The sequence below is a fragment of the Leekyejoonella antrihumi genome, assembly GCF_007845645.1.
GTDB classification, from domain to species: domain Bacteria; phylum Actinomycetota; class Actinomycetes; order Actinomycetales; family Dermatophilaceae; genus Leekyejoonella; species Leekyejoonella antrihumi.
Genome location: NZ_VCQV01000027.1, coordinates 1 through 25,978, shown reverse-complemented (window position 1 = coordinate 25,978; position 25,978 = coordinate 1). Strand labels below are relative to the sequence as shown.

29 protein-coding genes and 1 pseudogene are annotated in these 25,978 nt (G+C 67.2%); 23 read left to right on the top strand and 7 right to left on the bottom strand.

Translation table 11 applies throughout. The features are described 5' to 3' along the window. Positions 1–11: 11 nt before the first annotated feature. The 7 genes from FGL98_RS17220 (at position 12) to FGL98_RS17190 (ending at position 6,530) form a co-directional block, all read left to right on the top strand. Positions 12–272: a hypothetical protein gene (locus tag FGL98_RS17220; protein ID WP_146318729.1), complete on the top strand. Its 261-nt coding sequence runs from the start codon at positions 12–14 to the stop codon at positions 270–272. A gap of 40 nt (positions 273–312) precedes the next feature. Next, a complete protein-coding gene (locus tag FGL98_RS17215) occupies positions 313–708 on the top strand; it encodes a TadE family protein (protein ID WP_146318727.1) in 396 nt (131 codons plus the stop codon). Then, the gene (locus FGL98_RS17210; RefSeq protein ID WP_146318725.1) at positions 705–1,136 is read left to right on the top strand and encodes a TadE/TadG family type IV pilus assembly protein; all 432 of its coding nucleotides are present in this window, start codon (positions 705–707) and stop codon (positions 1,134–1,136) included. Before FGL98_RS17215 ends, FGL98_RS17210 begins: the two co-directional genes overlap by 4 nt. Next, a complete protein-coding gene (locus FGL98_RS17205; RefSeq protein ID WP_146318723.1) occupies positions 1,133–1,600 on the top strand; it encodes a hypothetical protein in 468 nt (155 codons plus the stop codon). Before FGL98_RS17210 ends, FGL98_RS17205 begins: the two co-directional genes overlap by 4 nt. Beyond that, positions 1,597–4,926: a LysM peptidoglycan-binding domain-containing protein gene (locus FGL98_RS17200; protein ID WP_146318721.1), complete on the top strand. Its 3,330-nt coding sequence runs from the start codon at positions 1,597–1,599 to the stop codon at positions 4,924–4,926. Before FGL98_RS17205 ends, FGL98_RS17200 begins: the two co-directional genes overlap by 4 nt. Before the next feature lie 15 nt (positions 4,927–4,941). Then, positions 4,942–5,568, top strand: a complete 627-nt coding sequence (locus tag FGL98_RS17195; RefSeq protein ID WP_146318719.1) for a hypothetical protein — start codon at positions 4,942–4,944, stop codon at positions 5,566–5,568. Between the two features lie 236 nt (positions 5,569–5,804). Then, positions 5,805–6,530: a hypothetical protein gene (locus FGL98_RS17190; RefSeq protein ID WP_146318717.1), complete on the top strand. Its 726-nt coding sequence runs from the start codon at positions 5,805–5,807 to the stop codon at positions 6,528–6,530. Between the two features lie 354 nt (positions 6,531–6,884). Here FGL98_RS17190 and FGL98_RS17185 read toward each other — a convergent pair whose 3' ends face one another. Both FGL98_RS17185 and FGL98_RS17180 read right to left on the bottom strand, forming a co-directional pair. Then, positions 6,885–7,610, bottom strand: coding sequence for an aspartate/glutamate racemase family protein (locus tag FGL98_RS17185; protein ID WP_146318715.1), 726 nt, complete (start codon positions 7,608–7,610; stop codon positions 6,885–6,887). Continuing rightward, entirely contained in the window at positions 7,607–9,127 is a 1,521-nt protein-coding gene (locus FGL98_RS17180; protein WP_146318714.1) for an amidase, read from the bottom strand. Before FGL98_RS17180 ends, FGL98_RS17185 begins: the two co-directional genes overlap by 4 nt. A 168-nt stretch (positions 9,128–9,295) precedes the next feature. Between FGL98_RS17180 and FGL98_RS17175 the strand changes: the two genes are divergently transcribed. The 9 genes from FGL98_RS17175 (at position 9,296) to FGL98_RS17145 (ending at position 17,346) form a co-directional block, all read left to right on the top strand. Continuing rightward, entirely contained in the window at positions 9,296–10,171 is an 876-nt protein-coding gene (locus tag FGL98_RS17175) for a FadR/GntR family transcriptional regulator (protein WP_186526227.1), read from the top strand. A 12-nt stretch (positions 10,172–10,183) separates the two neighbouring features. Next, positions 10,184–11,044, top strand: a complete 861-nt coding sequence (locus FGL98_RS17170; RefSeq protein WP_222432233.1) for an ABC transporter ATP-binding protein — start codon at positions 10,184–10,186, stop codon at positions 11,042–11,044. Then, positions 11,044–11,913 (top strand): ABC transporter permease, encoded by an 870-nt coding sequence (locus FGL98_RS17165; RefSeq protein WP_146318710.1) that lies wholly within the window; start codon positions 11,044–11,046, stop codon positions 11,911–11,913. The genes FGL98_RS17170 and FGL98_RS17165 overlap by 1 nt, the downstream gene beginning before the upstream one ends. Before the next feature lie 30 nt (positions 11,914–11,943). Continuing rightward, entirely contained in the window at positions 11,944–12,996 is a 1,053-nt protein-coding gene (locus FGL98_RS17160) for an ABC transporter substrate-binding protein (protein ID WP_146318708.1), read from the top strand. A 212-nt stretch (positions 12,997–13,208) separates the two neighbouring features. Further along, positions 13,209–14,219, top strand: coding sequence for a D-cysteate sulfo-lyase (gene cuyA / locus FGL98_RS17155; protein ID WP_146318706.1), 1,011 nt, complete (start codon positions 13,209–13,211; stop codon positions 14,217–14,219). Between the two features lie 503 nt (positions 14,220–14,722). Next, positions 14,723–15,184, top strand: coding sequence for a hypothetical protein (locus FGL98_RS25870; protein WP_222432232.1), 462 nt, complete (start codon positions 14,723–14,725; stop codon positions 15,182–15,184). A 39-nt stretch (positions 15,185–15,223) separates the two neighbouring features. Then, a complete protein-coding gene (locus tag FGL98_RS26775) occupies positions 15,224–15,556 on the top strand; it encodes a pyridoxal-dependent decarboxylase (protein ID WP_342779986.1) in 333 nt (110 codons plus the stop codon). A 55-nt stretch (positions 15,557–15,611) separates the two neighbouring features. Then, entirely contained in the window at positions 15,612–16,100 is a 489-nt protein-coding gene (locus FGL98_RS26770; protein WP_222432230.1) for a pyridoxal-dependent decarboxylase, read from the top strand. A 511-nt stretch (positions 16,101–16,611) separates the two neighbouring features. Further along, positions 16,612–17,346 (top strand): GntR family transcriptional regulator, encoded by a 735-nt coding sequence (locus FGL98_RS17145; RefSeq protein ID WP_186526226.1) that lies wholly within the window; start codon positions 16,612–16,614, stop codon positions 17,344–17,346. Between the two features lie 30 nt (positions 17,347–17,376). On the opposite strand, the gene FGL98_RS17140 is transcribed toward FGL98_RS17145, so the two are convergent. The 4 genes and pseudogenes from FGL98_RS17140 to FGL98_RS27170 form a co-directional block, all read right to left on the bottom strand. Then, positions 17,377–18,123: an amino acid ABC transporter ATP-binding protein gene (locus tag FGL98_RS17140; protein ID WP_146318800.1), complete on the bottom strand. Its 747-nt coding sequence runs from the start codon at positions 18,121–18,123 to the stop codon at positions 17,377–17,379. A 71-nt stretch (positions 18,124–18,194) separates the two neighbouring features. Continuing rightward, a complete protein-coding gene (locus FGL98_RS17135; RefSeq protein WP_146318702.1) occupies positions 18,195–19,112 on the bottom strand; it encodes an amino acid ABC transporter permease in 918 nt (305 codons plus the stop codon). A gap of 155 nt (positions 19,113–19,267) precedes the next feature. Next, on the bottom strand, positions 19,268–19,513 hold the full coding sequence (locus FGL98_RS26390) for a hypothetical protein (protein WP_246136609.1): 246 nt from the start codon (positions 19,511–19,513) through the stop codon (positions 19,268–19,270). Beyond that, a pseudogene (locus tag FGL98_RS27170) lies at positions 19,513–19,650 on the bottom strand (hypothetical protein); the annotation flags it as partial. The gene FGL98_RS26390 and the pseudogene FGL98_RS27170, both read right to left, overlap by 1 nt. Before the next feature lie 119 nt (positions 19,651–19,769). Between FGL98_RS27170 and FGL98_RS27165 the strand changes: the two are divergent. Then, positions 19,770–20,303, top strand: a complete 534-nt coding sequence (locus FGL98_RS27165) for a hypothetical protein (protein WP_146318698.1) — start codon at positions 19,770–19,772, stop codon at positions 20,301–20,303. On the opposite strand, the gene FGL98_RS25520 is transcribed toward FGL98_RS27165, so the two are convergent. Beyond that, complete coding sequence (locus tag FGL98_RS25520) at positions 20,232–20,450, bottom strand: hypothetical protein (RefSeq protein WP_186526233.1); 219 nt, start codon at positions 20,448–20,450, stop codon at positions 20,232–20,234. The two genes, FGL98_RS27165 and FGL98_RS25520, sit on opposite strands and share 72 nt — an antisense overlap. A gap of 282 nt (positions 20,451–20,732) precedes the next feature. Between FGL98_RS25520 and FGL98_RS17120 the strand changes: the two genes are divergently transcribed. From FGL98_RS17120 to FGL98_RS17095, 6 genes are all read left to right on the top strand, one after another. Then, positions 20,733–21,395, top strand: coding sequence for a phosphohydrolase (locus FGL98_RS17120; RefSeq protein WP_146318696.1), 663 nt, complete (start codon positions 20,733–20,735; stop codon positions 21,393–21,395). A 31-nt stretch (positions 21,396–21,426) separates the two neighbouring features. After that, complete coding sequence (locus FGL98_RS17115; RefSeq protein ID WP_146318694.1) at positions 21,427–22,020, top strand: carboxymuconolactone decarboxylase family protein; 594 nt, start codon at positions 21,427–21,429, stop codon at positions 22,018–22,020. Between the two features lie 63 nt (positions 22,021–22,083). After that, complete coding sequence (locus FGL98_RS17110) at positions 22,084–23,115, top strand: isopenicillin N synthase family dioxygenase (protein ID WP_146318692.1); 1,032 nt, start codon at positions 22,084–22,086, stop codon at positions 23,113–23,115. Further along, the gene (locus tag FGL98_RS17105; RefSeq protein ID WP_186526225.1) at positions 23,112–23,531 is read left to right on the top strand and encodes an OsmC family protein; all 420 of its coding nucleotides are present in this window, start codon (positions 23,112–23,114) and stop codon (positions 23,529–23,531) included. Before FGL98_RS17110 ends, FGL98_RS17105 begins: the two co-directional genes overlap by 4 nt. Positions 23,532–23,601: 70 nt before the next feature. Continuing rightward, positions 23,602–24,513 (top strand): ABC transporter substrate-binding protein, encoded by a 912-nt coding sequence (locus FGL98_RS17100; protein WP_246136611.1) that lies wholly within the window; start codon positions 23,602–23,604, stop codon positions 24,511–24,513. 29 nt (positions 24,514–24,542) lie between these two features. Continuing rightward, on the top strand, positions 24,543–25,757 hold the full coding sequence (locus FGL98_RS17095) for an FAD-dependent oxidoreductase (protein ID WP_146318686.1): 1,215 nt from the start codon (positions 24,543–24,545) through the stop codon (positions 25,755–25,757). Positions 25,758–25,978 lie beyond the last annotated feature (221 nt).

Here is a 25,978-nt window from a genome sequence, read left to right as displayed (position 1 = left end):
ACACGACGATCATGAAGAACCAGATCACCACGAGGGTGACCGGCGCTGCCAGCGCTGTCACGACTCGGCTGCTGTGGACGACCGCCGTCGCGGTCACGCTGCTCACGGCCCTGCACGGGCGCGCGGCCACCGTCGCGGTTCGCAAGACCCGTGAACGAGGCTTCACCGCGATCGAGACGGCACTGATCGTCGCCGGCGGACTGGTCATCGCCACCCTGCTGGTCGTCGTCGCCACCAAGGCGTACAACACCCACGCCGCGGGCATCAAGTAGCACCTCGACCCACCTCGCGAAGGGGTATGCCGTGATCGCCATGACCATCCAGCCAGGCCTGGTTCGCCGCTTGGCGTGCGAGTCCGGCCTGGTCGCGGTGGAGTGGGCGGTCATGATGCCGATCGTGCTGGCGCTGACGTTCGGCTGCTTCCAGGCGGCGTTCTGGTACAACGCCCGCGAGACCTGCCAGGGCGCGGCCGCGGCCGGTGTCCGCGCCGCGACCGTGCAGCATGCCACCGTCGCGGACGGGGTCGCCCAGGCGTACTCGTTCCTCGGCTCGGTCACCCAGGCCGGCACCCGAGTGACCGGATCGGGAGGCGCTGCGACGGTGACGATCTCATGCACCACGGAGGTCACCCGGATCCTTCCACTGCCCGGGGTCCCGGCCAGCGTCACGCAGAGCTCGACCGGGGCGGTGGAGAGATGGGTGCCATGACCGTTCACCGTCTGAGCCGCGATGAGGACGGGTTCGCCGCCATCGAGGTGGCGATCCTGACGCCGGCGCTGCTGCTGATGTTCGCCCTGGTCGTCGTGGCCGGGCGAGTGATGGTCGCCGCCAACGCGGCCGGCGCCGTCAGCGGCCCGGCGGCCCGGTCCGCGAGCCTGGCCCTGACCCCGGGGGCAGCGCAGGGCGCAGCCGCCGCCCGGGCGGCCAGGACCCTGGCCGCCCAGCACCTGATCTGCGTGGGCGGGCCGCAGGTATCCGTGGACACCTCGGCGTGGACCGGGCACCCCGGGGTCGTCCGCGTGACGATCACGTGCCAGGTGCGGCTGTCCGACGTGGGTGCGCCCGGCCTCCCCGGGACCCGGACCATCACCTCCACCGCGATCAGCCCGGTCGACCCGTGGAGAACACAGCCATGACCACGCCACTCACCCATGGCACGGCGACGAGACTCGTTCGACGCGCCCTCCACCGGCTCGTGCACGGCGGCACTCCTGGCCACGGCGAGTCCGGGTTCTCCGCCGTCTGGATGGCGGTGATCGTCGCGGCCATGATGATCGCGGTCGGCCTGGTCGCCGACGTCGGCGCCCAGATCCGGCTGGCCACCCACGCCGACACGGTCGCGGCCGAGGCGGCCCGGGCCGCAGCGGGATCCATCGACCCCCGGCAACGCGACACCGGCGCAGGGGACCAGGTCGCGATGGCCGCCGCCCAGGCGTTCCTGGCCCAGGCCGGGACACCAGGCACCGTGGCCGTGATTGGGCCCGGCCTCATCGAGGTCACCGTCACCGAGTCGGGGACCGCGCCGGTCCTTGCTCGCCGGTTCAGCGTGACCCGCACCGCCACCGCCCGCCTGGAGATCGGCGTCACGAAAGGACAATGATGCGACGTATCGGCATCCTGGTGCGCGGCCTGCTGTCCCTGGCCGTGCTGGTCGGGATCATCGCCGGCGCACCGCTGGCCGTGACCCGGGCCGGCCTGCTGCCGCGGCATGTGCCCGGTCCCGCGGGCATGTGGGCGGACCTGGCCACCCGAGACCAGTCCGGCGGGGTCCTGGTCGGTGTCCTGCTGCTCGTCGGCGCGCTGGCGTGGGCGGGCTTCACCGTGGCGGTGATCCGGGAGCTGGCCGCGGCGATGCGCACCCGGGGCGCCCGCGCCGCCGACCCGATGCGGGGCCTGGAATGGTCGGCGCGCCCCGCAGCCGCCCTGGTCGGCGCGGTGATGCTGATGGTCCTGACCACGGTCGGGCCCACCACGACGGTGTCCGCCGCACCGTTACCCGCAGCAGCCGGCCAACCCACCGTGGCGACGGGCGCACCCGCCACGCCCGGCGCCGCCCCGAGACCTGCAACGGCCCGTGGGGCTGAATCCTCCTCCCCGGCACCGCAGCCCACCACCGCATCTGATCGGGTGTATGTGGTGCGCCGGCACGACACGCTGTGGCGCATCGCGCAGACCCAGCTCGGCGACCCGATGCGCTACCCCCAGATCGTCGCCCTCAACCCGCAGATCGGCCCCTCGCTGGAGATCAGCCCGGGGCAGCGGCTCACCCTGCCCGCCACCACCTCCACCAGCACGTCCGGCCCGGCGGACACCGTCGTCACCGTGCGGGAGGGGGACTGCCTGTCTACCCTCGCCGCCGCCCAAGGCGCCACCTGGCAGGCCCTCTGGGCAGCCAACGCCGACCGGGACGAACCCGGCGGGCAGAGGCTGGCGAACCCGAACCTGATCCGCCCCGGGTGGACCCTGACCGTCCCCAGCGGACACACCGTCACCCACCCCAGGACGCATGCCTCGACGCACGTTGCCGCGCACGCGCAGCAGCCCCCGACGCCCGAGGGATCCACGGTCGGCACTGCTCCCGCTCCGGGGTCGACGCGACGCGCACCCGGGGCGACACCCGGTGACCGCCCGGACCTTCCAAACACCGGCCACGGCCACGTGGTCCCATCACCGGCACCCACGCCCTCGGTTACGAATGCCGACCCGATGGCGCGCCGCCCTCGAGCCCTGGGGGACGAGCAGACCGCCGTCGCCCACGCGCAGCAGGCCGTCCCGTGGGGACAGGTCGCCCTCGGCGGCGCGGGCGTGCTGCTGGTCGGCGGCCTGCTGCGGCTGCTGCGCACCCGGCGCCGTCAGCAGCTGCGCCACCGGCGCCCCGGTCGGGCGATCGCGCTACCACCACCGGACCTGACCCCGGTGGAGTCCGCGATCACCCATGCCGCGGCCCTGGCACCCGTGGACGTCGACGCGATCGACCACACGCTGCGGGACCTGGCCGCCCACTACGGCACCACCGGTGCCACGCTTCCGCAGGTCGCCGCCGCCCAGATCGACGGCACCGACCTGCTCCTGCACCTGGCCCAGTCAGCTGATCTGCCGGAGCCGTGGGCAACCCGGGCCGACCACCGGCGGGTCTGGGCCCGGACCCTCTCAAGCCCGGATGAACAGGACGTGCCGGTGGGGCAGCCGGCGCCCTGGCCACTACTGGTGGTGATCGGGACCGCCGAGGACGAGTCGGCCTGGCTGCTGAACCTGGAACACTTCGGCGTACTGAACCTGACCGGCCACCGCGAGTTCGGCCGGGACTTCCTGCGCCACGTCACGGCCGGACTGGCCTGCCATCCCTGGTCGGACCAGGTGCAGGTGGACTGCGTCGGGGTCGGCGAGGAGCTCGCCGCGATCAGCCCCCGGATCCAGTCGCACACCGCCGCGGACGGCCCGCGGGCAGCGGCGTCCGCGCTGCGCGCCGCCCACGTCATCGCCGCCCGGGCGGAGCAGGAGGACACCGACGCGGCCACCGGCCGCGCCCAGCAGCTCGGCGACGAGGCCTGGCCGGCCCGAGCGGTCATCGCCGACCCCACCGACGCCGAGGCCATCGGTCGGCTCGCCGCGTACCTGCACGAGCACCGGTCGCGGACCGGGGCCGGCCTGCTGGCCGTCGGCACCGACCAGTCCGGCGACGCCGACCGGGCCGAGGGCACCACGCTCACCATCGATGGCCGCCGGCAGCTCAGCGTGCCCAGCGTCGGACTGACCGTCACCGCGGTCGGACTGAGCGGCGACGAGGCGCGTGGCTGCGCCGCCCTGCTGGCCTGCAGCGACAACCCGGACGACCGGCCCATGACCGCCGACCAGAACGCCTCCGGCGGGTGGCGGGCCTTCGCCGACGATGCCGGCGCGATCCGCGCCGAGCACGTCCTACCCCGCCACGACCCCCACCCCGACGCCGCGAATGACGCGGGGGAGACCACCAGCCTGCTCGAGGCCGACGACCAGGCCTACGTCCAGGAAGCGGCCACCACCACCGAGGACCTGGCCGTGTTGGCTCCCCGCGTCACCGAACCCGTCAGTCGGGCCATTCAGGACAGCGACCCGCAGCTGGACGCCGAGGTGACCGCCTGGTTCGACCCCGACTCCACCATCGCCCGGGTCGCCGTCCTCGGCCCCGTGCACGCCACCACCTTCGGGCCCCGCTGCGAGGCCACCGGGCGCAAGCCCTACTTCACCGAGCTGCTCGCCTACCTCGCCAGTCGAGGAGCCAGGGGAGCCACGGTCGAGGAGGTCGCCGACGCGTTCCGCATCCGACCGGACCGGGTCCGCAAGATCATCAACGTGCTGCGCACCTGGCTCGCAGACGACCCGCGCACCGGCGAACCGTACCTGCCCGATGCGCGTCGGTCTCCCGCCGCGCAACAGCGCGGGACCGGGGTCTACCAGGTCGTCGGGGTGCTCTACGACGCGGACCTGCTCCGCCGGCTGCGGCTACGCGGACAGGCACGCGGAGCCGACGGCATCGGCGACCTGGCCACCGCCCTGCGGCTGGTCACCGGCGAGCCGTTCACCGGCATCCGCAAGGGCGGCGGCGCGTGGATCGGCGCCGGCGACCGGATCGACCAGCACCTGGTCTGCGCGATCATCGACGTGGCGCACGTCGTCGCCACCGACGCCCTGCAGGCCGGGGACCCGCACCGCGCCCGAGCAGCCGGCGAGATCGCCGCGCTGGCCGCACCCCACACCGATATCCCCTACCTGGACATCGCCAGCGCCCTGGAAGCCGGCGGAAACCGGGAACAGGCAATGAAGCTGCTGACCGAGCTGTGCAACCGCACCGAAGAAATCGACGCCGTTCCAGCCCCCCTGTCGGACCGAAGCGAGACGATCATGACGAACCACAAGTGGCTCACCGACACACGTGAGGCCAGCTGACCGATGGAGGCACCCGTGAACACTCGACGAGCCCTCACCACCGGGGCGGCGGCCGTCATGCTGCTGGCCGTCGTCACCGCGTGCAGCAGCGGCGGCGACAAGACCGGCACCAGCCCCACGTCGACACCGGTCAGCAGCACCCCCACGACCAGCACCAGGACCGCGCCGCCGGCGCCGACCACGACGTCGGTGGACCCGGCCGCGGAACCCGCGATCACCGCATACACGAAGTACTACGCCGCTGACGCAGAAGCGGCGAAGCACCCGCTTGGCGTCGCGGGCGTCTACGCGGGCGCCGCTAACTTCCTCCCCTATACCTTTGACCCCTGGCGGTCCAAGGAGATGTACACATTGCTCCAGTACCACAGCAATGGGGTGAAGTTCGTTGGAACGCCCGGACACCCACGCGTCACCGTCAACCAGGTCAGCCCAACCCGTGTGCGACTGTGGGACTGCCCGACCGTCGGATCCGGATGGCAACCGGTGTATGCCAAGACGGGCAAGCCGTATGGGTCACCCCCGCCCGCGAGCTTCCCGAAGCCGCCCTATTTGGTGAGCGTGACAGTCATTAAGGTCAACGACCGTTGGGGCGTATCGCAGGTCACCGACTCGAGCAAGACATGCGTACCCGGGCAGCACTGACTGCTGGGGCGTCGGCGGCGGCGCTGGCTATGGCCATCGGCTTCACCACGAGTGCGGCAGCTCAGGGCACACCGAGCGGGTGCATCATCATCAGAGGTGTCGCGCGATGCGGTGTGCATGATCCAGGCGGACCACCCGTCACTCAACCTCCCAAGGGAGGCCCGCCCCCCAAGCGCGGCAAGCCTCCAAAAGGCGGTTCGCCGGCGGTGGGCCAGTGCAGCGTGGGAACGGCGACCGTGCCCTGCTCAGGCCCCAACGGGACGTTCGACCAGGCGACCGGCTGCTACATGCGGATCGAGAGCCCGCAACCGCCGTACAATCCGACGCTCTGGCAAGGGCACCCGAAGGGCCAAGGATCGATCTACCTCGCCGTGTGCGGGACCGCGCCACAGCGGACGGGCAAGGGCGTGACCTGGTCTCCACCGAAGCCGGTCTGGCGGGCGGGGCCACCCAAAGGCCCGACAATCACCCCCGGGCAGCTGGCGAAGCAGGCCTTCGCGTCGATGAGCATCCCGGGACCGAAGGTGCCGACGTCACCGGCGGGTGTCTATCTGGACGGTGTCCCGTACACCACGGTGCAGGGCACCACGTGGTACTGGACGGATCCCTCGATATGGCACAACCTCAGCGTCAAGGCGCAGGCCGGGGCAGTGTGGGCACAGGTCACCGTCAAACCACAGAACCTGCGACTGGATCCCGGTGACGGATTGCGGGCCTCTTTGTGTGCCGGGCCGGGGACCCCGTGGACGTCCTCAGTCGGGTCCTACCAACACGCCCCGGGAGGCTGCGACGTGAGGTATACCCAGGCCGCTCAGACGAACACCGCAACGATGGGAATCGTGTGGCACGCGACTTGGGTCGGTTCGGGCGGAACTCACGGCGACCTGGGCACCGTCACCACGTCCTCGCCGTGGACCTTCGAGATCGTCCAAGGGGAGGCTCTCCTGCAGTCCTCGGGATGACCGACGCCACGACGAGGCGCTCGCTCGCACAGCAGCGGTGTCTGTCCCTTCTGCTTCGTGAGCTTCTGGACGGCGATCATGGCTGCAGACCAGAACTCCGGCCGACATCAAACAAGTTGGTTTGGGGGTGGACGTGGCGAGTTTTGTGGTTTGCCAGTTCGGAACCTTCAGGAAGGTCGGAGTGGCGGGCTGGTGGTTGGTTTCGATGTCATTCACGCCGTGCCCGCTGCGAGAACATCACGCTTACGGATTCAGCGTGCGGGCGACCCCAAAGGCAGTGTCTGAGTCGGCCACTTTGGTCGGCGGCGGACCCGGTCGCCATCGCGACACCAGGCGTCAGTCTTCACGCAGCAGTTACGTCCACCAACCATAGGAGCATTGCGTGGCCGGGGAGTGTTCGGGCCGGAGGCGTTTCAGGACCGCGCGCGCGAGAATGTCGGTGGCGCTGAAGATTGGTAGGGAGCAGGTTGTTGGGGTGATGAGGGGGGTTTCGGTGCAGGCCAGCAGGACACTGTCTGCGGGGGTGGTCCATGGGCCCGAGACCACGTTGGAGATCTCGGCGCTGAGTGGTTTCACGTCGTCTCCGCGTTTCACGGCGTTGATCAGTGCCTCGATCTTGTTCTGGACCGTGGGCGGGGGGTAAAGGGGTCGTAGGTCCGGCCTGAAGTGGGGCTGGTAGATGCCGGTGTCAATGGTTGCTTGCGTCGCGAGCATCGCCGGCCGGTGCGCACCGGCGCTGCGTAGCGCTGCGGCGACCTCGGCGAGCAGATGGAGGATGGGTGTGTGCACGGCCGCCGCCATATCGTCGTAGAACGCATGGGTGGTGGAGGAGGGTATCGCGATCAGGTCACAGCCCAGGGATTCCAGTTCGCGCACGACCTGCTGTAGCGCAGGGGCGGGGGAGGGCCCTTGGTCGGCCAGAAATTTTCGGCGGCTGGGGATCGACGGCTGGGAGATGAGGACCACGGCAAGGTGGTCTTCGTCCACTTCGGCCGGGGTGAGCTCGATGAGTCGGCGGTAGAAGTGGGCTCCGGCGAGCGGCCCGAGACCGCCCACGATGCCCAGGCGCGCGCCGGTCATGCGTGTTCCCGGGCCGGGCTGGGATGGTAGCTGACCGGGGGCCGGGCCCGGTGCCAGCTGGTCATTGACTGGAAGTGTGCGGCGACTGCTAGCGTCTGCCGGTCGGCGCCGCGCACGCCGACGATCTGTAGTCCAATCGGCAGACCGGTAGCGGACAGGCCCATCGGTACTGAGACGGCGGGGAAGCCGACCAGGTTCCAGATGGCCGTGTGATTGTGCGCGCTCATCTGCCAGTCGATCGTCGCGTCGGTCACTTCCGGAGCCAGGCAGGTCCTGGTCGGGCTCAACAGGGCGACATAGGGCGTGAGCAGGTCGGTGAAGACTCGCTCGGCCCAGCGCCGGGACTGTTGCGCGAGCGCGTAGTCGGCGCCGCTGGTCATCTCACCGACGCTCAGCAGGTCGCGGGTGGGTTCGGTGAGCCCGGCGCGGTAGCGACCGTAGCGGGCGACGGCATCGGCCGTCCAGATGACCCGGGCCGCGACCTGTAGCGACTCGTAGTGAGGCAGGACGATCTCGTCGACCTGGACTCCTTGGTCGGTTAGGGTCTGTAGGGCGCTTTGGAACGCCGTCTGGATGTCGTCGTCGATACCCGGGGCGTGGAAGCGGCTGCGCTCGACCGCGACGCGGGTACCTTTGAGGTCAAGGCTGACCGATTCGTGGCCAGGTGGTCGTGCGGGGATCAGGGCATCGAGCAGGACGTCACAGTCGATCGCGGAGCCGGCGATGGGCCCAACACTGTCCATGCTTGAGGACAGGGGCAGGCAGCCGGTCAGTAGCCGGGGGGTGTGGGTGGGTTTGAAGCCGGTGACTCCACAGAGGGCAGCTGGGGTGCGGATGCTGCCGGCCGTGTCGGAGCCCAGGGCGGCGGGGAACAACTGGGCGGCCACTCCACCCGCCGAGCCCGAGCTCGAGCCGCCGGTCCAGCGGCTGGTGTCCCACGGGTTGCGGGGGACCTGGTCCGGGCGGTGCAGGTCGGGCATGCCGCTGGCCAGCTCCATTGTGGTGGTCTTGCCGAGCACGATTGCCCCGGCGGCTCGTAGGCTCCGCACCGCGGTCGCCTCGCCCGCTGGCAGGTGCACGGCTGACACCCCCGAATTCGCGGTCGTTGGCCCCTCCTGGGTGGACAGGACGTCCTTGACTGCCACCGGGATGCCATGCAGGGTTCTCGTCACCTGGCCGGTGCGGCGCTGCTGGTCGGACCGCCGGGCAGCCCTCAGCGCCAGAGCGTCGAACCGGGTGGCGTAGGCGTGCAACTGCGGGTCGAGCGCATCCGCTCTCGTGAGCAGGTCCCGGACAAGCTCCTCAGCGGTCAGCTCACCCCGCGTCAGCGCATTGCAAAGCCGCATCAGAGTGGAGTTTTCTGGGGTTCTAAGGTGCGCGCTGCTCAGACGGGACGCGGCACGAAGCCCGCGGTCCGGCGGTGCCTGTGGGGTCCGTGGGCCGTCGGGAGAGAGGTCCGCGCGGAAGGACTCCAGCGAGTCGGTCAACGCCTCGCGCAGGTTCGTGTCCAATGCCATTCGCCCGAACCTCTTCCGTCGAGAGTCAACACGTGAAGCGTCCTCTTCCCAAAGTTGTCTGTCAAGTATGTCAGACCCTATTGACAGGCAAATAAGCCTGGTCCCATCATGATGGGTATGGCAGTGAATCAACCAGGCGAAGAGTCGGCTCGGCCCGAGGCGGTGTCGATGTCGATCGCGCGGCGGTTGATCGAGGCGATCGAGGCGGGGAGGTACCCCGTCCGTAGTCGGCTGCCCGTCGAGACGGAGTTGGCCCGCCGGTTCGGCGCGAGCAGGGTGTCGGTCCGGGAGGCGCTGAGTGCGCTGCAGTTCGCTGGCTACGTTGAGTCGCGCCGGGGAAGTGGCACGACGGTCCTCTCAGCTACCCCGCGGTATCAGAGCACGGCCCGGTTCGCGCGGCGGCTGCCGGCCGATCATTTGCAACTGCTGGAGGCCAGACTCGTCCTGGAACCGCAGACCATCGCCTTGGGGGCGTGCGATCCGGACCCGGTCGCGTTGCGCGCCGCGCGCAAACTCGTCGACGCGATGGCGCTGGTGGTGTCCGCGCCCGATATCGACGTCAACACCGATCTGCAGGTACATACCGCGCTGGTGGAGACGTGCCGTAACTCCTACCTGGTGGGTCAGTGCCGAGGGCTGTTGGAGGCCGCGTCGGGCGACTACTACCGCAACGCGCGGACCCAGGCCTGGCAGGACGTCGACCTGCTCGACAGCTGGGCTAGTGAGCATCGCCGCACGTGGGAGGCCGTCGCGTCCGGCGACGCGGTCGGCGCGATGCGATCAAGCCGTGAGCATCTTCTGTCGGTGGTGCACCGCTTCGCGACTGACGAGAGCCTGTCAACCACCGACCGCGCGCGGATGACGGCGATCCATGCGCAGTTCTCCACTGTGGATTTGCCCATCCGCGCACGGGTCAATCTCCATCCCGTGGGGCCGGCGGAGCCGGCCGGGACGGGCACCGGTACCCCGGCCCTCCCCATCGTTCCTCGACCGGTCGCGGAGCCAGATGCGCTCCCGGGCCCGCCTGCCCATCCCTCCTCCTGAAAGGCACCCGTCGTGCGTCACCGACCTCGCCAAACCCAGCCCGCCGAGCATCCCGTTCCGGCAGCCTCGGACACCTCACCCTCGGGGCAGGTCTTGGCCCTGGACATCCGGGGTGTCAGCAAGCACTTCCGCCACAAGGGGAAGAACACCCTGGCACTGGACAACGTCGACCTGCACGTGCAACCGGGGGAGTTCATTTGTCTGCTTGGCCCCTCGGGCTGCGGGAAGTCCACGCTGCTGAATATTGTCGCCGGATTCATGAAGGCTGACTCGGGCACCATCTTGTCGCAGGGCACACCCGTGACGAAGCCTGGCGCCGACCGGTGCGTGCTGTTCCAGCAGCCGACGCTCTATTCGTGGATGACCACCAAACAGAACGTCATGTTCGGCCCCAAGATGACCGGAATGGACAAGACGGCCGCATCTGAGCGAGCCGCCGAGCTGCTGGACATTGTTGGACTGGGGGCCTTCCAGAACCACTACCCGCATCAGCTGTCCGGCGGGATGAGGCACCGTGTCGCGTATGCCCGGGCCCTGATCAACAAGCCGAACATCCTGCTGCTCGACGAGCCATTCGCCGCGTTGGACGCGATCACCCGAGTCTCGATGCAAAACTTCCTGCTCGAGCTGTGGCAGCAGGAGAGGACCACCATCTTGTTCGTCACCCACGACGTCGAAGAGGCCTGTCTGCTGGCCGACCGTGTCTGTGTGATGTCGGCCCGCCCGGGACGGGTCCACGCCATCTCGACCGTGGACATTCCCCGACCACGGACCCAGGCAACAGTGGAGTCCCAGGTGTTCATCGAAAACCGTCGGGCGTTGCGCACGACCCTCGAAGAAACCTTAGGGCAGCAGGAAGCAGTGGTGCAGTGATGAGTGGGACGCTTAGTAACCCCCCCACCGCCATTCTCGACCCCAGGCTGGCCACCGGAGATGCGAAACCGAGCCTCGGCGGCCGCCTGAGCGAGCTGATGCGCCGGAGGTACCTGTCGGTGGTGAGCATCGTTGGTGCCCTGGTGATCTGGGAACTGATCGCCGTGCTGATCGTGCGGGACCCGGTCTTCTTGCCCACCCCGATCGCGACAGTCGGTGCGCTCATCCACTACTGGGACCGGCCGTACCCGTCGCAGGGCAAGCCGCTCTGGTACGACACCTACATCAGCCTGATCCGCATCCTCGTTGGCTTCGCGATCGGTACCATCATCGGCATCATCATCGGCGGGTTGATGGCCGCGGTACGCCCCATCCGCTCCATCATCGACCCGTTCATCGAGCTGACCCGACCGCTCCCGCCGCTGGCATTCATTCCGTTGCTGCTGGTGTGGTTCGGTCTGGGTGAGACCCCCAAGATCGTGCTGATCACGATCGGGGTCATCCCGATCGTGACGGTGTCCACCGCCGCAGCCATCACCGACGTGCCGGCCGAACTGTTGCACGCCGCCCGCTGCTTGGGGGCTTCCGAGTTCCAGACCGCGGTGTACGTGCAGATCCGCGCGGCCCTTCCGCAGATCATCACCGGCATGCGCCTGGCGATGGGCATTTCCTGGACCAGCATCGTGGCCGCCGAGTTCGTGGCCGCCACCGCCGGGCTGGGCTACGTCATCCTGCAGGCCGGGCAGTTCCTGCGCACCGACCTGATCTTCGCCGGAGTGCTCATCATCGCCGTCCTCGGGATTACCCTCGACGCGCTGCTCCGGCTTCTCAAGTCCCGTATTGACCCTGCTGGGCGTTCCGCCCAGTAGAGCCGCTGCTCAACCCTCAAGGAGTTCAGTATGTTCAGAGCACAGAAGAGCGCTCGGTTGGCGGCCGCCACCGCCTGCTGCGCCCTGCTAGTCAGCGCCTGTAGCAGCGGCACCGGCGCGACGAGTTCCAGTGGCGGAAAGCAAGGCAACCTGCTTGTCAGCTACTTCTCCAATGGGTACTACTCCGGTGTTGTGGCGACCCAACCATCGCTGCAGGCGAAGATCCCGGGAAAGGTGAAGTTTTTGGAGGTCCAAAGCGGCCCGGCCACCCTGGCCGGGATGAAGTCGGGCAGCTACAACCTGACCACTCAGACCGGAAACCCGCCGGTCCTCGGGGCTATCGCCCTCAACACCAATCTGTCGGTCATCTGGGTGGAGGCCTACGACAACGCCGCCCTCGTCGTCCAGAAGAGCATCAAGTCACCGGCGGACCTGGTCGGCAAAAGTCTGGGCTACCTGGAAGGCTCCTCGGAAGACTTCAGTTTCCAGAGCTGGCTGAAGCTCAACCACCTGGCGGGCAAGGTCACCCTGGTCAACCTGGATCGCCAGGCGATGGTCGCGGCATTCAAGACCGGCAAGATCGCCGGCGGTTACAACGACGCCCCGTTCACCAGCAGCATGATCGCCTCCGGTGGCCGCCAGGTCGTGGACTCCACACAGATTGCCAAGATGGGATTCCCCGCCCTGAACATGGTCACCGTCGACCAGAGTTTCGCCAAAGCGAACCCGAAACTCGTGCTGGGCTACCTGTGCGCTGACGCCGGCGCGTACCAGCTGATGACCGGGCCGAACAAGAAGCAGGCCATCACTAAGGCATCGGACTTCCTCGGCCAGACTCGAGCCCTCGGCGTTCCCACCGGCCTGTCCTACCCACTGATCGCGCCCAAGGACGAGCTGACCAGTAAGGGACTCGGCGCACCTGGGAACGTGAAAAACGGTGCCGTGGTGCAGTCTCTGGTCAAGACCGGCACGTTCTTGAAGTCACAGGGCATCATCAACAAGGTCCCCACCGTTGCGGACATCACCGCTCACGTCGACACCTCCTTCGCCCAGAAGGTCGCCAACGGGGCCTGCTCCAAGTAGCTTCCCACCCCACCCACCAGCCTCGATCAGAACGGAGGCGCCGTGACGCCCCGCCCAGTCACCTAACACCACACCGCCCCGGCTCCGGTCCGGCACCTGCCTGGGCACCGACCACGCATCTCACGTGAGACGACCTCCTCAGACCGAGTCCCCGGTGCTCCCCACGGCACCATTTCGCAGGCCCTTAGTCCTTACCATCGAAAGAAGGAACCATGCACTTGGCGCGAATTCCCCGCCGCCGCTACACCGCCGGCTCGACTCCCATCGAGTTCCTGCCGCACCTGACCGAGCACCTGGCCGGCCCAAACATCTACATCAAGCGCGACGACCTGCTCGGCCTCAGCGCCGGGGGTAATAAGACCCGCAAGCTGGAGTTCGTGATGGCTGACGCGCTGGCCCAGGGCGCCGACACGATCATCACGACCGGGGCGGTGCAGTCCAACCACTGCCGCCTGACCCTGTCCGCCGCGGTGCGGGAGGGCTTGAAGTGCCGCCTGTTGATCGAGGAGCGGGTAGAAGATTCGTACGACCGGGAGGCCAGCGGGAACAACCTTCTCTTCCGGCTGCTCGGTGTTGAGCAGCTCCAGGTTGTTCCTGGCGGCACCGACCTGATGGCCGGGATGCAGAAGATGGCCAACCAGGTCACCTCCGACGGTGGCAAACCGTACATTGTGCCCGGCGGTGCCTCGAATCCGCTCGGTGCGCTGGGTTACGTGTCGTGCGCGCAGGAGATTCTGGCGCAGTCGTTCGAGATGTCTCTGCGAGTCGACCACGTGGTCTGTGCCAGCGGCTCGGGTGGCACGCACGCAGGGCTCGTTGCAGGCTTCTACGGCAACCAGAGCGGTATCCCCGTGACCGGCATCAGCGTGCGCGCGAAGAAAGCCCCCCAGGAGGCCAAGCTGCACGAGCTCGCCAACGCGACCTCTCGGCTCGCCGGAGCCGAGCGCGAGGTCCCCACCGGGGCGTTCACAGTCATCGATGACTACGTCGGGCCCGGGTACTCTCTGCCGACCACCGAGATGACCGCGGCCATCCAGACCTTCGCCCGACTCGAGGGGATCCTGCTCGATCCGGTCTACACCGGTAAGACCGCCGCAGGACTGATCGGACTGGCCCAGCAGGGATACTTCCCGGCCGACTCCAACGTGCTGTTCATCCACACCGGCGGCTCGCCAGCGCTCTACGCCTACCCCGACGCGGTGCTCGCAGAAGCACAGGGCTGAGGACCAGAACGTCCCTCCGACGAACCGGCGACCTCTCGACGAGGAGAGCTCACCAGTAGCAGCGACCGGCAAGCCAGCACCCGAGATTCCAGGACTCCACGAAGACCTCACCTCGATCATGCGCCTGCCGGCGCGCCGGTCGCTGGACCGTGTTTCGCGAGCAAAGACCCCCGCGACCCGTTCTACCGCGGCCCGCTTTCGCCTGTTAGCCACCCCGCACATGACGGGTCACCGGCACTATCAGCAACTCCCCGGCGACCCTGGAGACGAGCGACATCAAGTTCCCGCAGGCGGTAGCCCGCTTCGCTCAGGGGTGGCCAGCAAATCCCGGTGGGCCTGGCGTCACCCTTGGTGATTGTCAGGCCCGCACTTGGCACTCAGCGCTGGCCAGTCCTGCCGGGCTGGTCAACCTGGCCGCGCCTACGGCCCGTGGGCGTCGACGGCTAGGGCGCGACTAGCCACGCTCACCTCCAGGCCGCGAGCCGTCGCCATACAGTGATCGCATGTATTCGAGGCTCGAGGCAGATGCGACGAGGACCCCGCTGCTGCTGCAGGAGGTACGGGACCTGGCCGTGCGGAGCCTAGCCGAGCTGGGCGAGCAGGCAGTAGCCACCAAGCGACCAGGCTCCGCACGATCTGTGCTGACCGCGGATGGCGCCGGGCTAGAGGGTGCCCTGCGGCAGTTCCAGAACCGTTGGAAGCACACCTTCTCGACGAGCCCGGGGCCGCGCTATCTCGGATTCGTCGTCGGCGGGGCTACACCGGCAGCCATCGCCGGTGACTGGTTGACCTCAGTGTTCGACCAGAACGCCATGTCCGAAATCGGATCCGGTGCAGCAGCCTTCGAACGCGAGACCCTTGACTGGATTCGTCAACTCCTGTCGCTGCCGGCCAGTCAGTCCGGCGCATTCGTCTCCGGCGCCACGATGTCGAACGACGTGGGTCTGGCAATTGCCCGAGAGTGACTCGGCGAACAGCACGGGGTCTCTGTCGCCGACTCCGGGCTGTCGGCAATAGGCCCGATCCACGTCCTGTCGGGGTGCCCGCACTCCAGCGTGAGCAAGGCGCTGTCCATGCTCGGCATAGGCCGCCGAGCATTGCGACTCGTTCCGACCCTTGCGTCCCGAGAAGCGGTCGACGTTGCCGCACTCGCGGACCTGCTGCACGCGCTTGAGGGCCGCCCGGCGATCGTGGTGGCCAACGCGGGCACCGTCAACACCGGAGACTTCGACGACCTTGGTGGCATCGTGGCCCTGCGGGACCGGTTCCCGTTCTGGCTCCACGTCGACGCGGCCTTGGAGGATTCGCCGCCTTGTCACCGGCGCACGCGCACCTGACTGACGCGATGGGTCAGGCGGACTCGATCTGTGTCGATCTGCACAAGTGGTTGACGTGCCGTATGACAGCGCCGTCCAGTTCACTCGGCGAGTCGACCTGCAGGTCAGGGTGTTCCAAAACGCTGCCGAATACCTTCAACCGCGCCGCGAGGACGTGGACTTCGCGGATCTGACCCCCGAGAACTCCCGGCGACTGCGTGCTCTGCCTGCCTGGTTCACCCTTGCCGCATACGGGTACGAGGGACATGCGGACATTGTGCGACGAGACCTGGATCTCGCCGAACGGTTCGGCTCCAGGATCGCCCAGCTGCCCGGCTACCGGCTGCTCGCCCGGGTCCGGCTCAACGTGGTCTGCTTCACCCTGACCGACCATCCCGAGCGGGTCGGTGAGCTAGTCAACGAGCTGATCGTCTCGGGTGAAGCATTCTTGAGCCCCACCGTCTACGCGGGGACGCCCGCACTACGGGCCGCCTTCAGCAACTGGCGGACGACCGAGGCCGACGTAGACCGCGTGGTCCGTGCCCTAGCCGGATTCGTCGCATGACCAAAGGGTGCTGCCACCAGCAGCCGTGACCAGCGTTTCGATGCCGCAACCAGGGCTGGGTCCAGGCGTACTGCCCACTCCCCTCGGGTGGGTGCAGCGATGCAGACACGGCGGTGCGGGCTTCTTGCCCCACCCGCCGATCAGCGGTATGCACGACGCGGCGAATGGAGCGGGCGAACCCACGCATCGACTGTAGGCCCGCCGCAGCCCCTCTGCCCTCGCAGCCGTGGCATCGCCCAGTGGCCCCATCGGCCGGGGAGGACCACGGAGGGCGGAGGTGCGCCGGACCATCGTGCGGCGCACCGGTCAGTGGTTCGCGTGCACTAAGGAGGATCCGTCGATAGTCAGCGAGACCGACCCGGGTAGGGAAACTCCTAGACCGAAGTCGAGACCGTTTCGCAGCTGAGGCTATCCCCGCCAGACAGTTTTGCTAGTCGGTCATGGGAAGGCTCCGTAATGGTGTGTACACTGCATACGTAGGATTCGCTATTTTGCTGCGCTGGAGGTCATGATGGAAGCGGATGAGTTTGAGGAAGTTGTCCTTGCCCCTCTGCTTCCCGAGGAGCTCGCATCGCAGCCGACGTCCGAACTTGTGTATCGGCGGCTTCGCGACGCTGTACAGACCGGGGGGTATGCGCCGTTTACGCGACTCACTCAGGAGCAGATCGCCGAACAGTTGAGTGTCTCGCGTACGCCCGTGCGGGACGCGCTGACACGTCTTGCGAATGATGGCACCGTGATGTGGACGCCGGGGCGGGGTGGTTATGTCGTCCCGGACGTCACGCCGGATGGTGTGCGGGAGGTGCATCACGTGCGTCGGGCGTTGGAATGTCTTGGGGTGCAAGAAGCTGCCCCGAACTACTCGCCTCGCGACATCCACCTGCTGCGCAGTCTGTATCGGGAGGAGGCGTCGGCGGACCCGGCTCACGCTGACTATTTCGCGATGAATTGTGACTTCCATCTGGCGCTCATCCAGCCGGCCAACAATCAGCTACTGGTTCGTCTTCTGGATCAGTTGTGGCGGCTGCCCGCGGCGCGCACCATCGCGAACCGGTACATCGACAGTGCCGAGCGGACGAGGAGGTCGTTCGCCGAGCATGCGAGGCTTATCGACGCCGCTGAGCAGCATGATGGCGCCAGCCTGGTCAGGCTCCTGGGCGAGCACATCGATGGCTCCTACACGTATGCCGCCGCGGCCATCACCTCTCAGCCCGCGCGAGCATCCAGCGGGAGCATCACCGGTTGACGGTGATAAGCGACGCGGTGGTCGTTGGCGTCACAGAACCCGGCGAAGGAAGTTCTCCGTGCGCGGCGACTTGGGGTTGTTCAGAACGTCCTGCGGCGAGCCCTGCTCGAGCACCGATCCGCCGTCCATGAACACGATGGTGTCCGCGCACTCACGGGCGAAACCGATCTCGTGAGTGACGATGATCATGGTTCGCCCGTCCAGGCATCTGATGACGTCGAGGACTTCGCCGACCAGCTCTGGGTCCAGCGCACTGGTGGGTTCATCGAACAGCAGCACCTTCGGGTCCATGGCCAGCGCGCGTGCGATGCCCACGCGCTGTTGTTGTCCACCGGACAGGTTCGTCGGATAGTGGTGCATCCGTTCGCCCAGTCCTACTTGTTCGAGTAGCTGGGTTGCCCGCGTCCGCGCCTCGTGCTTGTCCTGGCGGAGCACTCTGACGGGGCCCTCCATGACATTTTCCAGCGCGGTTCGGTGCGGGAAGAGGTTGAACTGCTGGAAGACCATGCCCGTCCGCCGCCGCGCCGCCGCGATTTCCTTGTCCGACTGCTCGTGCAGCTTGCCGCCGCGGGCGGTGTAGCCGACTTGGTGCCCGTCGACGAAGATCTGGCCGGCATCGACTCGCTCGAGATGGTTGATGCAGCGAAGCAGCGTGGTCTTTCCCGACCCGGACGGCCCGAGCAGGCAGGTTGTCGTGTTGGGTTGGACGTCCAGGTCGACGCCGCGCAGCACCTCGACCTTGTCGAACCGCTTGTGCACGCCCCGGATCCGGACCATCGGCTCGAGGCGATCGGGCGGTGCTGGAGTCTGCGCGGTCTGCGCGCTGGCGGCTGGATGCTCGGCGGTGTTCATGCGCGCTCCTTCTGTCGGATCATGGTGGCGAGCCGTGTGCGTAGGGATGGGCGGTGGGCGGCTGGCTGATCTTTCGCGACCCACCGTTCGAGGTAGTACTGGGCGGTGCTGAGGATGGCCATCAGGACGAGGTACCAGATCGCGGCGACCATGAGTAGCGGGATGACCTTGAAGTTTTGCGAGTAGATGTTCTGAGCGTTCGTCAGCAGTTCGCCTCCGCCGATGACCGATACCAGTGAGGTGGACTTGACCAGGTTGATGAACTGGTTGCCCGTCGGGGGGATCATCGTCTTGACGGCCTGGGGGAGTGTCACCCGGGTCAGTATCTTCAGGCGCCGCATCCCGATGCTCTGGGCGGCCTCCACCTGTCCGGGCGGTACCGCCAGCAACCCGCCGCGCACGATCTCGGCCATGTAGGCGCCGTCATTCAGACTCAGTCCCAAGACCGCGGCGGTGTACCCGCTGATCAGCGCGTTCATCGGCCACGACTCACTCATGCCGGTGAAGGGGATGCCCAGTGAGAGGTGGGGAAACAGGAGGGCCAGGTTGTACCAGAAGATGAGCTGAACCAGCAGCGGGGTTGCTCGAAAGAACCAGACGTAGACGGCGCTGATCCCGCGCAGGATCGGGTTGGCCGACTGGACCAGCGCTGCGACTAGCACACCGATGATCATCGCGAAGGCCTGGCAGATCACCGACAGCTCGATGGTGACCAGCAGGCCCTGAAGGATGATGGAGTTGAACGTGTAGTGGGCGACCACCCCCCACTGCATGTTGGGGTTCGTCACCAGGGAACGGGCCAGCAGCGCGACCGCGAGGGCGAGTACCACCGCCGCGAGCCAGCGCCCCGGATGAGCTTTTCGGGCGACCGGCAGCGGCTCTTCGACGGCCGGAGTCTGGGCGAGAATTGTCATACGTACCTTCCCGGAAGGAGGGCCGCGTGCCGCACCATATTGATCGCAACGGTGCAACACTGTGACCTACTGCACACAATGTATCCAACGGGTTCCTGGAGTGCAATACCCAATTCCTCCGGAAACCAGAGCCCGCGGTCGCGTCCGGCTAGTCACTATGTCTGGCCCGGCGGGGCCGCCTTGCCGAGGACCGCGACCAGGGAGATCCCGCACGAGGGCACGGCGGCGGCCGCGGCGAGGGCACCGTAGCCGGCTTGTCCGACGATCACTCCGGACAGGGCGCCCGAGCCGGCGGCGGCGAGTCCCATCGCGAGATCGGCGACACCCTGGACCGCGACTCGTGCGCCGGGGGCGCTGACTCCGTCAGCAAGGTCGATGCCGCGATGGTGCACATCGACCATCCGAGGCCGAGTAGGACCAGGCCGACCGCAAGACGGGTGGATGCCCCCGGTGCCGCGCCACCGGCCAGCCCGAGGGCCACCAGCAGCACCGGGCAGCTTGCCGCAAGCAGTGCCCGGCGGCCCACCCGATCGCACATCCAACCAACCACCGGCGCGAGCAGGTACATGCCGCCACGTGGCCACTGATGACGTTCAAGGTGGCACCATCTTGGCGCAGCAGGATCGGAGCCATCACCATGACGCCGATCATCACGGCGTGCCCGAGACAGAGCGCGAGGACACCGGTCCGGACGCCGGTGAAACCTCGCAGCACGGCTACGACCTCGCACCAGCGACCGCGGCGCAGCGCAGCGTGGAGCCGGTGGGCCACGAGCTTCGTGGCCACCAACGGATCGGGCCGCAACCCGGTCTGGACTATCGCGGCCGCCCCGGCCATGGTTGCGGCACTGAGCACGAGCGAGCCGGTCAGGCTCGGCAGGGCGATGCCGCGGGCGAACCCGCCTGCCGGACCGACCAGGTTCGGCCCGGCAACTGCGCCGACCGCGCCCGCCCACACGGTCGCGGACAGCGCGGCGGCCCGGGCCTGGGGCCGCGCGAGGTCAGTAGCCGCATACCTGGACTGAGCCGTCGAGGCCGCTGCAAACCCCATCAACGCCGCGCCCAGGAGCAGCAGGCCGAAGCCGCCCTGCAGACAGCCAGTCGCAACACCGAGCACGGCTCAGCAGCTGCCAACGCCGTAGCCGAGAGCCAGACCCGGCCGCCGGCCACTGCGGAACATGAGCAGGGCTAGCCCAAACGACGCGAACGCCGTTCCCAGCACTTGTCCGGTCTGCGGCAACCCCGCGGCGTTGGCCGATCCGGTGATCCGTTCCCCGAGCAGCGGCAGGACAGTCACGGCCAGTGAGACACCGACCCCGCCGAGCCCTGCACTGGCCATCAGCGTGACCATCGTCCTGCGCTGCAGATCATCGCCCAGGTTCCCGGTCCGCCTCCGGGCCTTTCGACCGGCTCGAGACGTCAGGCGATCCATCCGCAGAGATCGCGCATCCACATCGACCCACCAAAGAACAGGGAAACCACAACGCATCCAATACATTCAACATGTTCACTGTATCCAGTACATTCGTTGCAGACAATCCTGCGGAACCTCTTGACCCCCTTTGAATGTGGTGGATACACTGCACGCAGAGATTGGTCGAGTTGATCGGAAGGTGGACAGATGTCGGATCGTGAGAAGGAGCGGTCGAGGCGGGCGGTCGAGTTGCCGCGGAATCCCACGCCGCTGGCGCGTCAGGCGCGTGACACCTTTGAGGTGGTCGCCAAGCCGGCGATGGTGGACTTCGACCAAGCGGACTGGGATCGGCTGGCGAGCCAGCGGGTCGAGTTCAATCGGGACGTCCAGGTGGAATCGGTGCTGACGATGCTCGCGGCGTCCGAGAGCGAGCCCTCGTTCGGGTACCAGATCAACAACTACCAGCACTGCCTGCAGGCGGCCACGATGACCTACCTGGACGGGCTGGACGAGGAAGATGTGGTCGTCGCGCTGCTCCACGATGTCGGGTTCGTGGTCTGTCCGGAGCGGCATGGCGTGTTCGCGGCCGAACTGATGGGTGGCTATGTCTCCGAGCGGAACTACTGGATGCTGCGCCACCACCAGAGTTTCCTGGACACCCACGGGGGAAGCCACTCCGACGGGGCCGTCGACCGCCAGGCCAGCGACCGTTGGCGGGGCCACGAACACTACGAGTGGACCAAAGAGTTCGTGTATCGATACGACCAGGGCGCCATCAATCCCCGCTACGAGAACGCGCCGCTGGAATTCTTCCGGCCGATGGTGCAACGGATCTTCGCCCGACCGGCGCAACCGCTGACCCTCGACTAGACCAACCCAGCAACGAGAGACTGGCTGCGCCATGAGCCCATGGATCAAGATGATCTCCGACGAGGAGGCCACCGGTGAGCTGCGCGAGATGCTCGACAGGGTGCGCACACCGCACGGCACGGTCGACAACGTCATGCGCGTGCACAGCCTGCGCCCGCACACCATGGCGGGCCATCTCGCCCTGTACCGGTCGGTGCTGCACCACGAGGCGAACCAGCTGCCGGAATGGTTCCTCGAATGCGTCGCCAGCTACACCAGCATCCTGAATGACTGCCCGTACAGTCTGGCCCACCACTGGTCCAACGCCGCCGACCTGATCGGCGAGACACGCCGCGCCGACGCCGTCCTGGCGGCACTACACAGGGACCCCGAGGATGCCTTCGCCGGCAAGGAACTCGCGCTGCTGCGCTACACCGGCAAACTGACCAGGCATCCCGGCACGATGACCGTCGACGACGTCACGGCGTGCCGCAACGCTGGAGCAAGCGACGGCGACATTCTGGAAGTCAACCAGGTCTGCGCCTACTTCAACTACTCCAACCGGCTGCTCAACGGGCTCGGCGTGACCACCGACGGCGACGCCATCGGCTACTACTCCAGCGATGTGACCACCCCCGCGCGCTGACCCAACCCGGGGCGAGCTGCGCCAACTACTCGGCAAAACCGCGAAACGAAAGAGGCAGAAGCAATGGCATACGCGCCGACCAAGAGCTCATTCACGACGATCCCGGTGATCGACATCGGCCCACTTCGGACCAACGGGGTCCAGCAGGTCGCCCAAGCAATGTGTGAGGCAAGCGCGGACGCCGGGTTCTTCTACATCACCGGGCATGGAATCCCGCAGGAATCCATCGACGCCACACTTCGCGCCGCCCGGGAGTTCTTCGCACTGCCACCCGAACGTAAGAGTGATGTGGCCGTCAATGCCCGCCATCGCGGCTACATCGGTGTCGGCGGCGCGAAGATGGAGTCGGCGACCCGCAGCGATCTGAAGGAAAGCTTCGTCTACGGGCTGGAGGTCCCCGAAGACGATCCCGACGTTCGCGCCGGTGGCCGGCTGACTGGCCCCAACCAGTGGCCGAGTGACATGCCGACCTTTTCCGCGTCGGTGTACGGCCTGTTCGAACAGATGGCTAAATGTGCACGCAGCGTGCTGGCCGCGCTGGCCGTCGGCCTCGACCTTCCGGCCGACTTCTTCCACGACTACTTCACCAAGCCGCTGGCTCGCGGCAGCATCATCCACTACCCACCGCAGCCGGCCGACCTGGGTGCCGAGCAGTTCGGCGTCGGCCCACACACCGACTACGGTTTCCTGACCCTGCTGTGGCAGGACTCCGTCGGCGGTCTCGAGGTGCTCAACCGTGAAGGCGACTGGGTCGCCGCCCCGCCCATTCCCGGCACGTTCGTGGTCAACGTGGGAGACCTGCTCGCCCGCTGGTCGAACGACCGGTTCACCTCCACACAGCACCGCGTCGTCAATCGCACCGGAAAAGAGCGGTACTCGATCCCGCTGTTCTTCGACCCCAACTTCGACACCGTGATCGATCCGAGGAACGCCAACCTGCCCGCTGACGAGCAGCCCCGCTACGAGCCGGTCCTGGCCGGCCACCACGTGCTGGACCGCTTCAACGAATCGTTCAAATACCGTGACGGCGCAACGAGCGCAGCGCACGCGGGCTCGGCTCCCGCCGCGTTGGGATGCGAGGGAGGGCGCCTATGAAGGTGCAGGTGACCCAGATCGCGGGACAACGATTCGAGGTCCACACCGACGGGGCCACGCTCACTGTTGATGTGCCGACCGCGCAGGGAGGGCAACCGGGAGGCTTCAGCTCTGGCGAGCTGCTGCTGGGTGCGCTGGGGGCGTGCATGCTCGGCACACTCGTGGAAGCCGAGGCCCTCCAGGGCACCCAGCTCGAAGGCGTCGCGGTCGAGCTGGTGGCCGAGGCCGCAGCCAAGCCCCAGCGCATCGGATCGATCGATGTCCACCTGGAACTGCCCGCCGGCCTACCCCCACAACAGCAGGACCGGTACACGCGTAGCCCGTCCCGATGCAAGATCCACAACACGCTGCACCAGCCGCCAACCATCACCATGCACACCTCGACGGCTAACACCGCCCGCATCGCCCACAGCTGAATCACCCGACCCCCTACTAACGACCGAGGTAGTAATGAAACGATCCTCTTCCCCCGTCGCCGTGACCACGATGGCGCGCCGCCGGCGCGCCGGGTTGATGACAGCAGCGGCGATCAGTGTTGGCGCGCTGGCCCTCGGCGGATGCGGCACCTCGGCGGCGAGCTCGGGCAGCTCTGGCGGCTCCGCGAGTTCCGGCCACTCCACCGGTTCAGGCAACGCCGCCGCCCTGCAACTGGTCACGCCCGGCACGTTGACGGTGGGAATCGCGGCAATCTACCCGCCGTACACGTTCCTCAAGCCGGGGACGAAGACTCCGACCGGATTCGAGATCGATGTCACCAACGCCATCGCCGCCAAACTCGGCCTCAAACCAAGCTACGCGAATGTGGCGTTCTCCAGCCTGATACCCGGCGTTGAATCGAAGCGCTTCGACGTCGCCACCACCGGTATCGGCGATACCGCCGTGCGCGAGAAGCAAGACGCCTTCATCGACTACGAACAAAGCCACCCGGCGCTGCTGGTGGCAAAGAAGTCCGTGGCCAGCATCCACGGACTGGCTGACCTGTGCGGACGCTCGGTAGCCGTGGTGAAGGGCAGCCAGCCGGAGCCGATAATCCAAGCGCAAGCGGCAAAATGTACGCGGGAAGGCAAGGCCAAGCTCAATATTCTTCTCTATCCCGACCACCCGACGGCAGTGCTCGCAGTTCAGTCTGGACGCGCGGACGCGACCTCCGCGGACCTTGCCACAGTTGCCTATCAAGCCAAACAGCTGAGCAACCAGTTCGTCTTCGTCGACGCCAAAACTCCTTCATCGCCACTGGGGTTCGTCGCATCCAAGCAGAACCCGGCACTCCAGAACGCGCTGCTCAACGCCCTCAAGACGCTCTACAGCAACGACACCATGAAAAAGATCTACACCAAGTGGGGCGTACCGCAGATGCTCCTGCCCGCGCCCGGCATCAACCTGGCAACAAAGCAGTGAAGCCATCTGCTGGCAAGGAGCCCCGTCGCATGACATCACCGGCCTATCGGGAATACGACCACATCGTCATCGGTGGCGGCGCATTCGGTAGCGCGGCCTGCTACTGGCTTAGCGCACGCCCCGGGTCGCGGGTGCTCGGCCTCGAGCAGTACGAGCTCGGACACCGCCGCGGCTCCTCCGGCGACAGTTCGCGCTACATCCGCCCCTACCACCGCGACCGCCGCTACAGCCAGCTACTACCCGCCGCGTACGACGCGTGGCGATCGGTGCAAAGCACCTGGCAGACCGCACCGATTCTGTTCACGATTGGCGGCCTGGAAATCGGCGACGGCAGCGCCGCCGGGCAACAGATGATCACTGACCTGGCCGCAGCACTCGAGCGAGACTCGATCCCGTTCGAGTCGCCGTCGCCGGCGCAGGTCCACGCCCGCTGGCCACAGTTTCGGATGTACGGCGACGAGCAGTGCATCTACCAGGGCGACGCCGGATTTGTCGACCCCCGACACGCGATCCGCGCGCACGCCGAGATAGCCCGCGACCGCGGGGCGACGATACTCGCTGAAACACCCGTCACCAAGATCGAACACGACTCCGGACGGTGGGTGATCACCACACCAGCGGGCGAGTTCCGGTCTCCCAGAATCATCCTCACCGCGGGCGCATGGACCCAGCGGCTCTTGGACCAGCTCGGATACCCGCTCGCCATCACCGTCACCGAAGAACAGGTGACCTACTTCGGTGCACGAACACTCAGCGACTTCGCTCTGGACCGGATGCCCACATTCACCTTCCGCAGCGACGAGCCGATGCTCTATGGCGGTCCGGACTACGCCGGTTTCGGCGTCAAGATCACCCAAGAAATCATGAAACACACAGTGGCCCCGGAGACCCGATCGCACCAGCTCGATTTGGGCGTCGTACAGACCTGCAAAGCCTTCTTATCCCAGCGCCTGCCAGGGGTAGACGGCCCCATGATCTCAGGGCGCACCTGCCTCTACGCCGGGCCAGTGGACCGCGATCTGATCATCGACCACGTCCCCGGAGCCCCCGGCGCGCTCATGGCTATCGGTGGCGGCGTCGGCTTCAAATACTCCTCATTGGTGGGACGCCTGCTAACCAACCTCGCCCACGACGAAACCCCCCAAGTCGACATCAGCGGGTTCGGGCTGGCACGCGAGTCACTGCGCACCCCCGGCCACGGCTTCGGCTCGATCTGTGTCTGGCTGAGCAGTGCGGCCTTTTAGCGGGTGGCAATCCAGCGACCAGGCATTACCCGAACCGAATCTCTGCTGTTGTGTGTCGGGTCGCCCATCCCGACGAGTTGCCTCGACCCAGGTTCTAACCCGGGGATTTCATCGGGTGAGGGTCGCGGAGTGCGTGGCGTGAGCTGAAAAGTGCCCCTGACCTGGGAAGATAGTGATTGCGAAGTCCCTATCTGATCCAGTTCGAGGAGCACCTTCCAGGT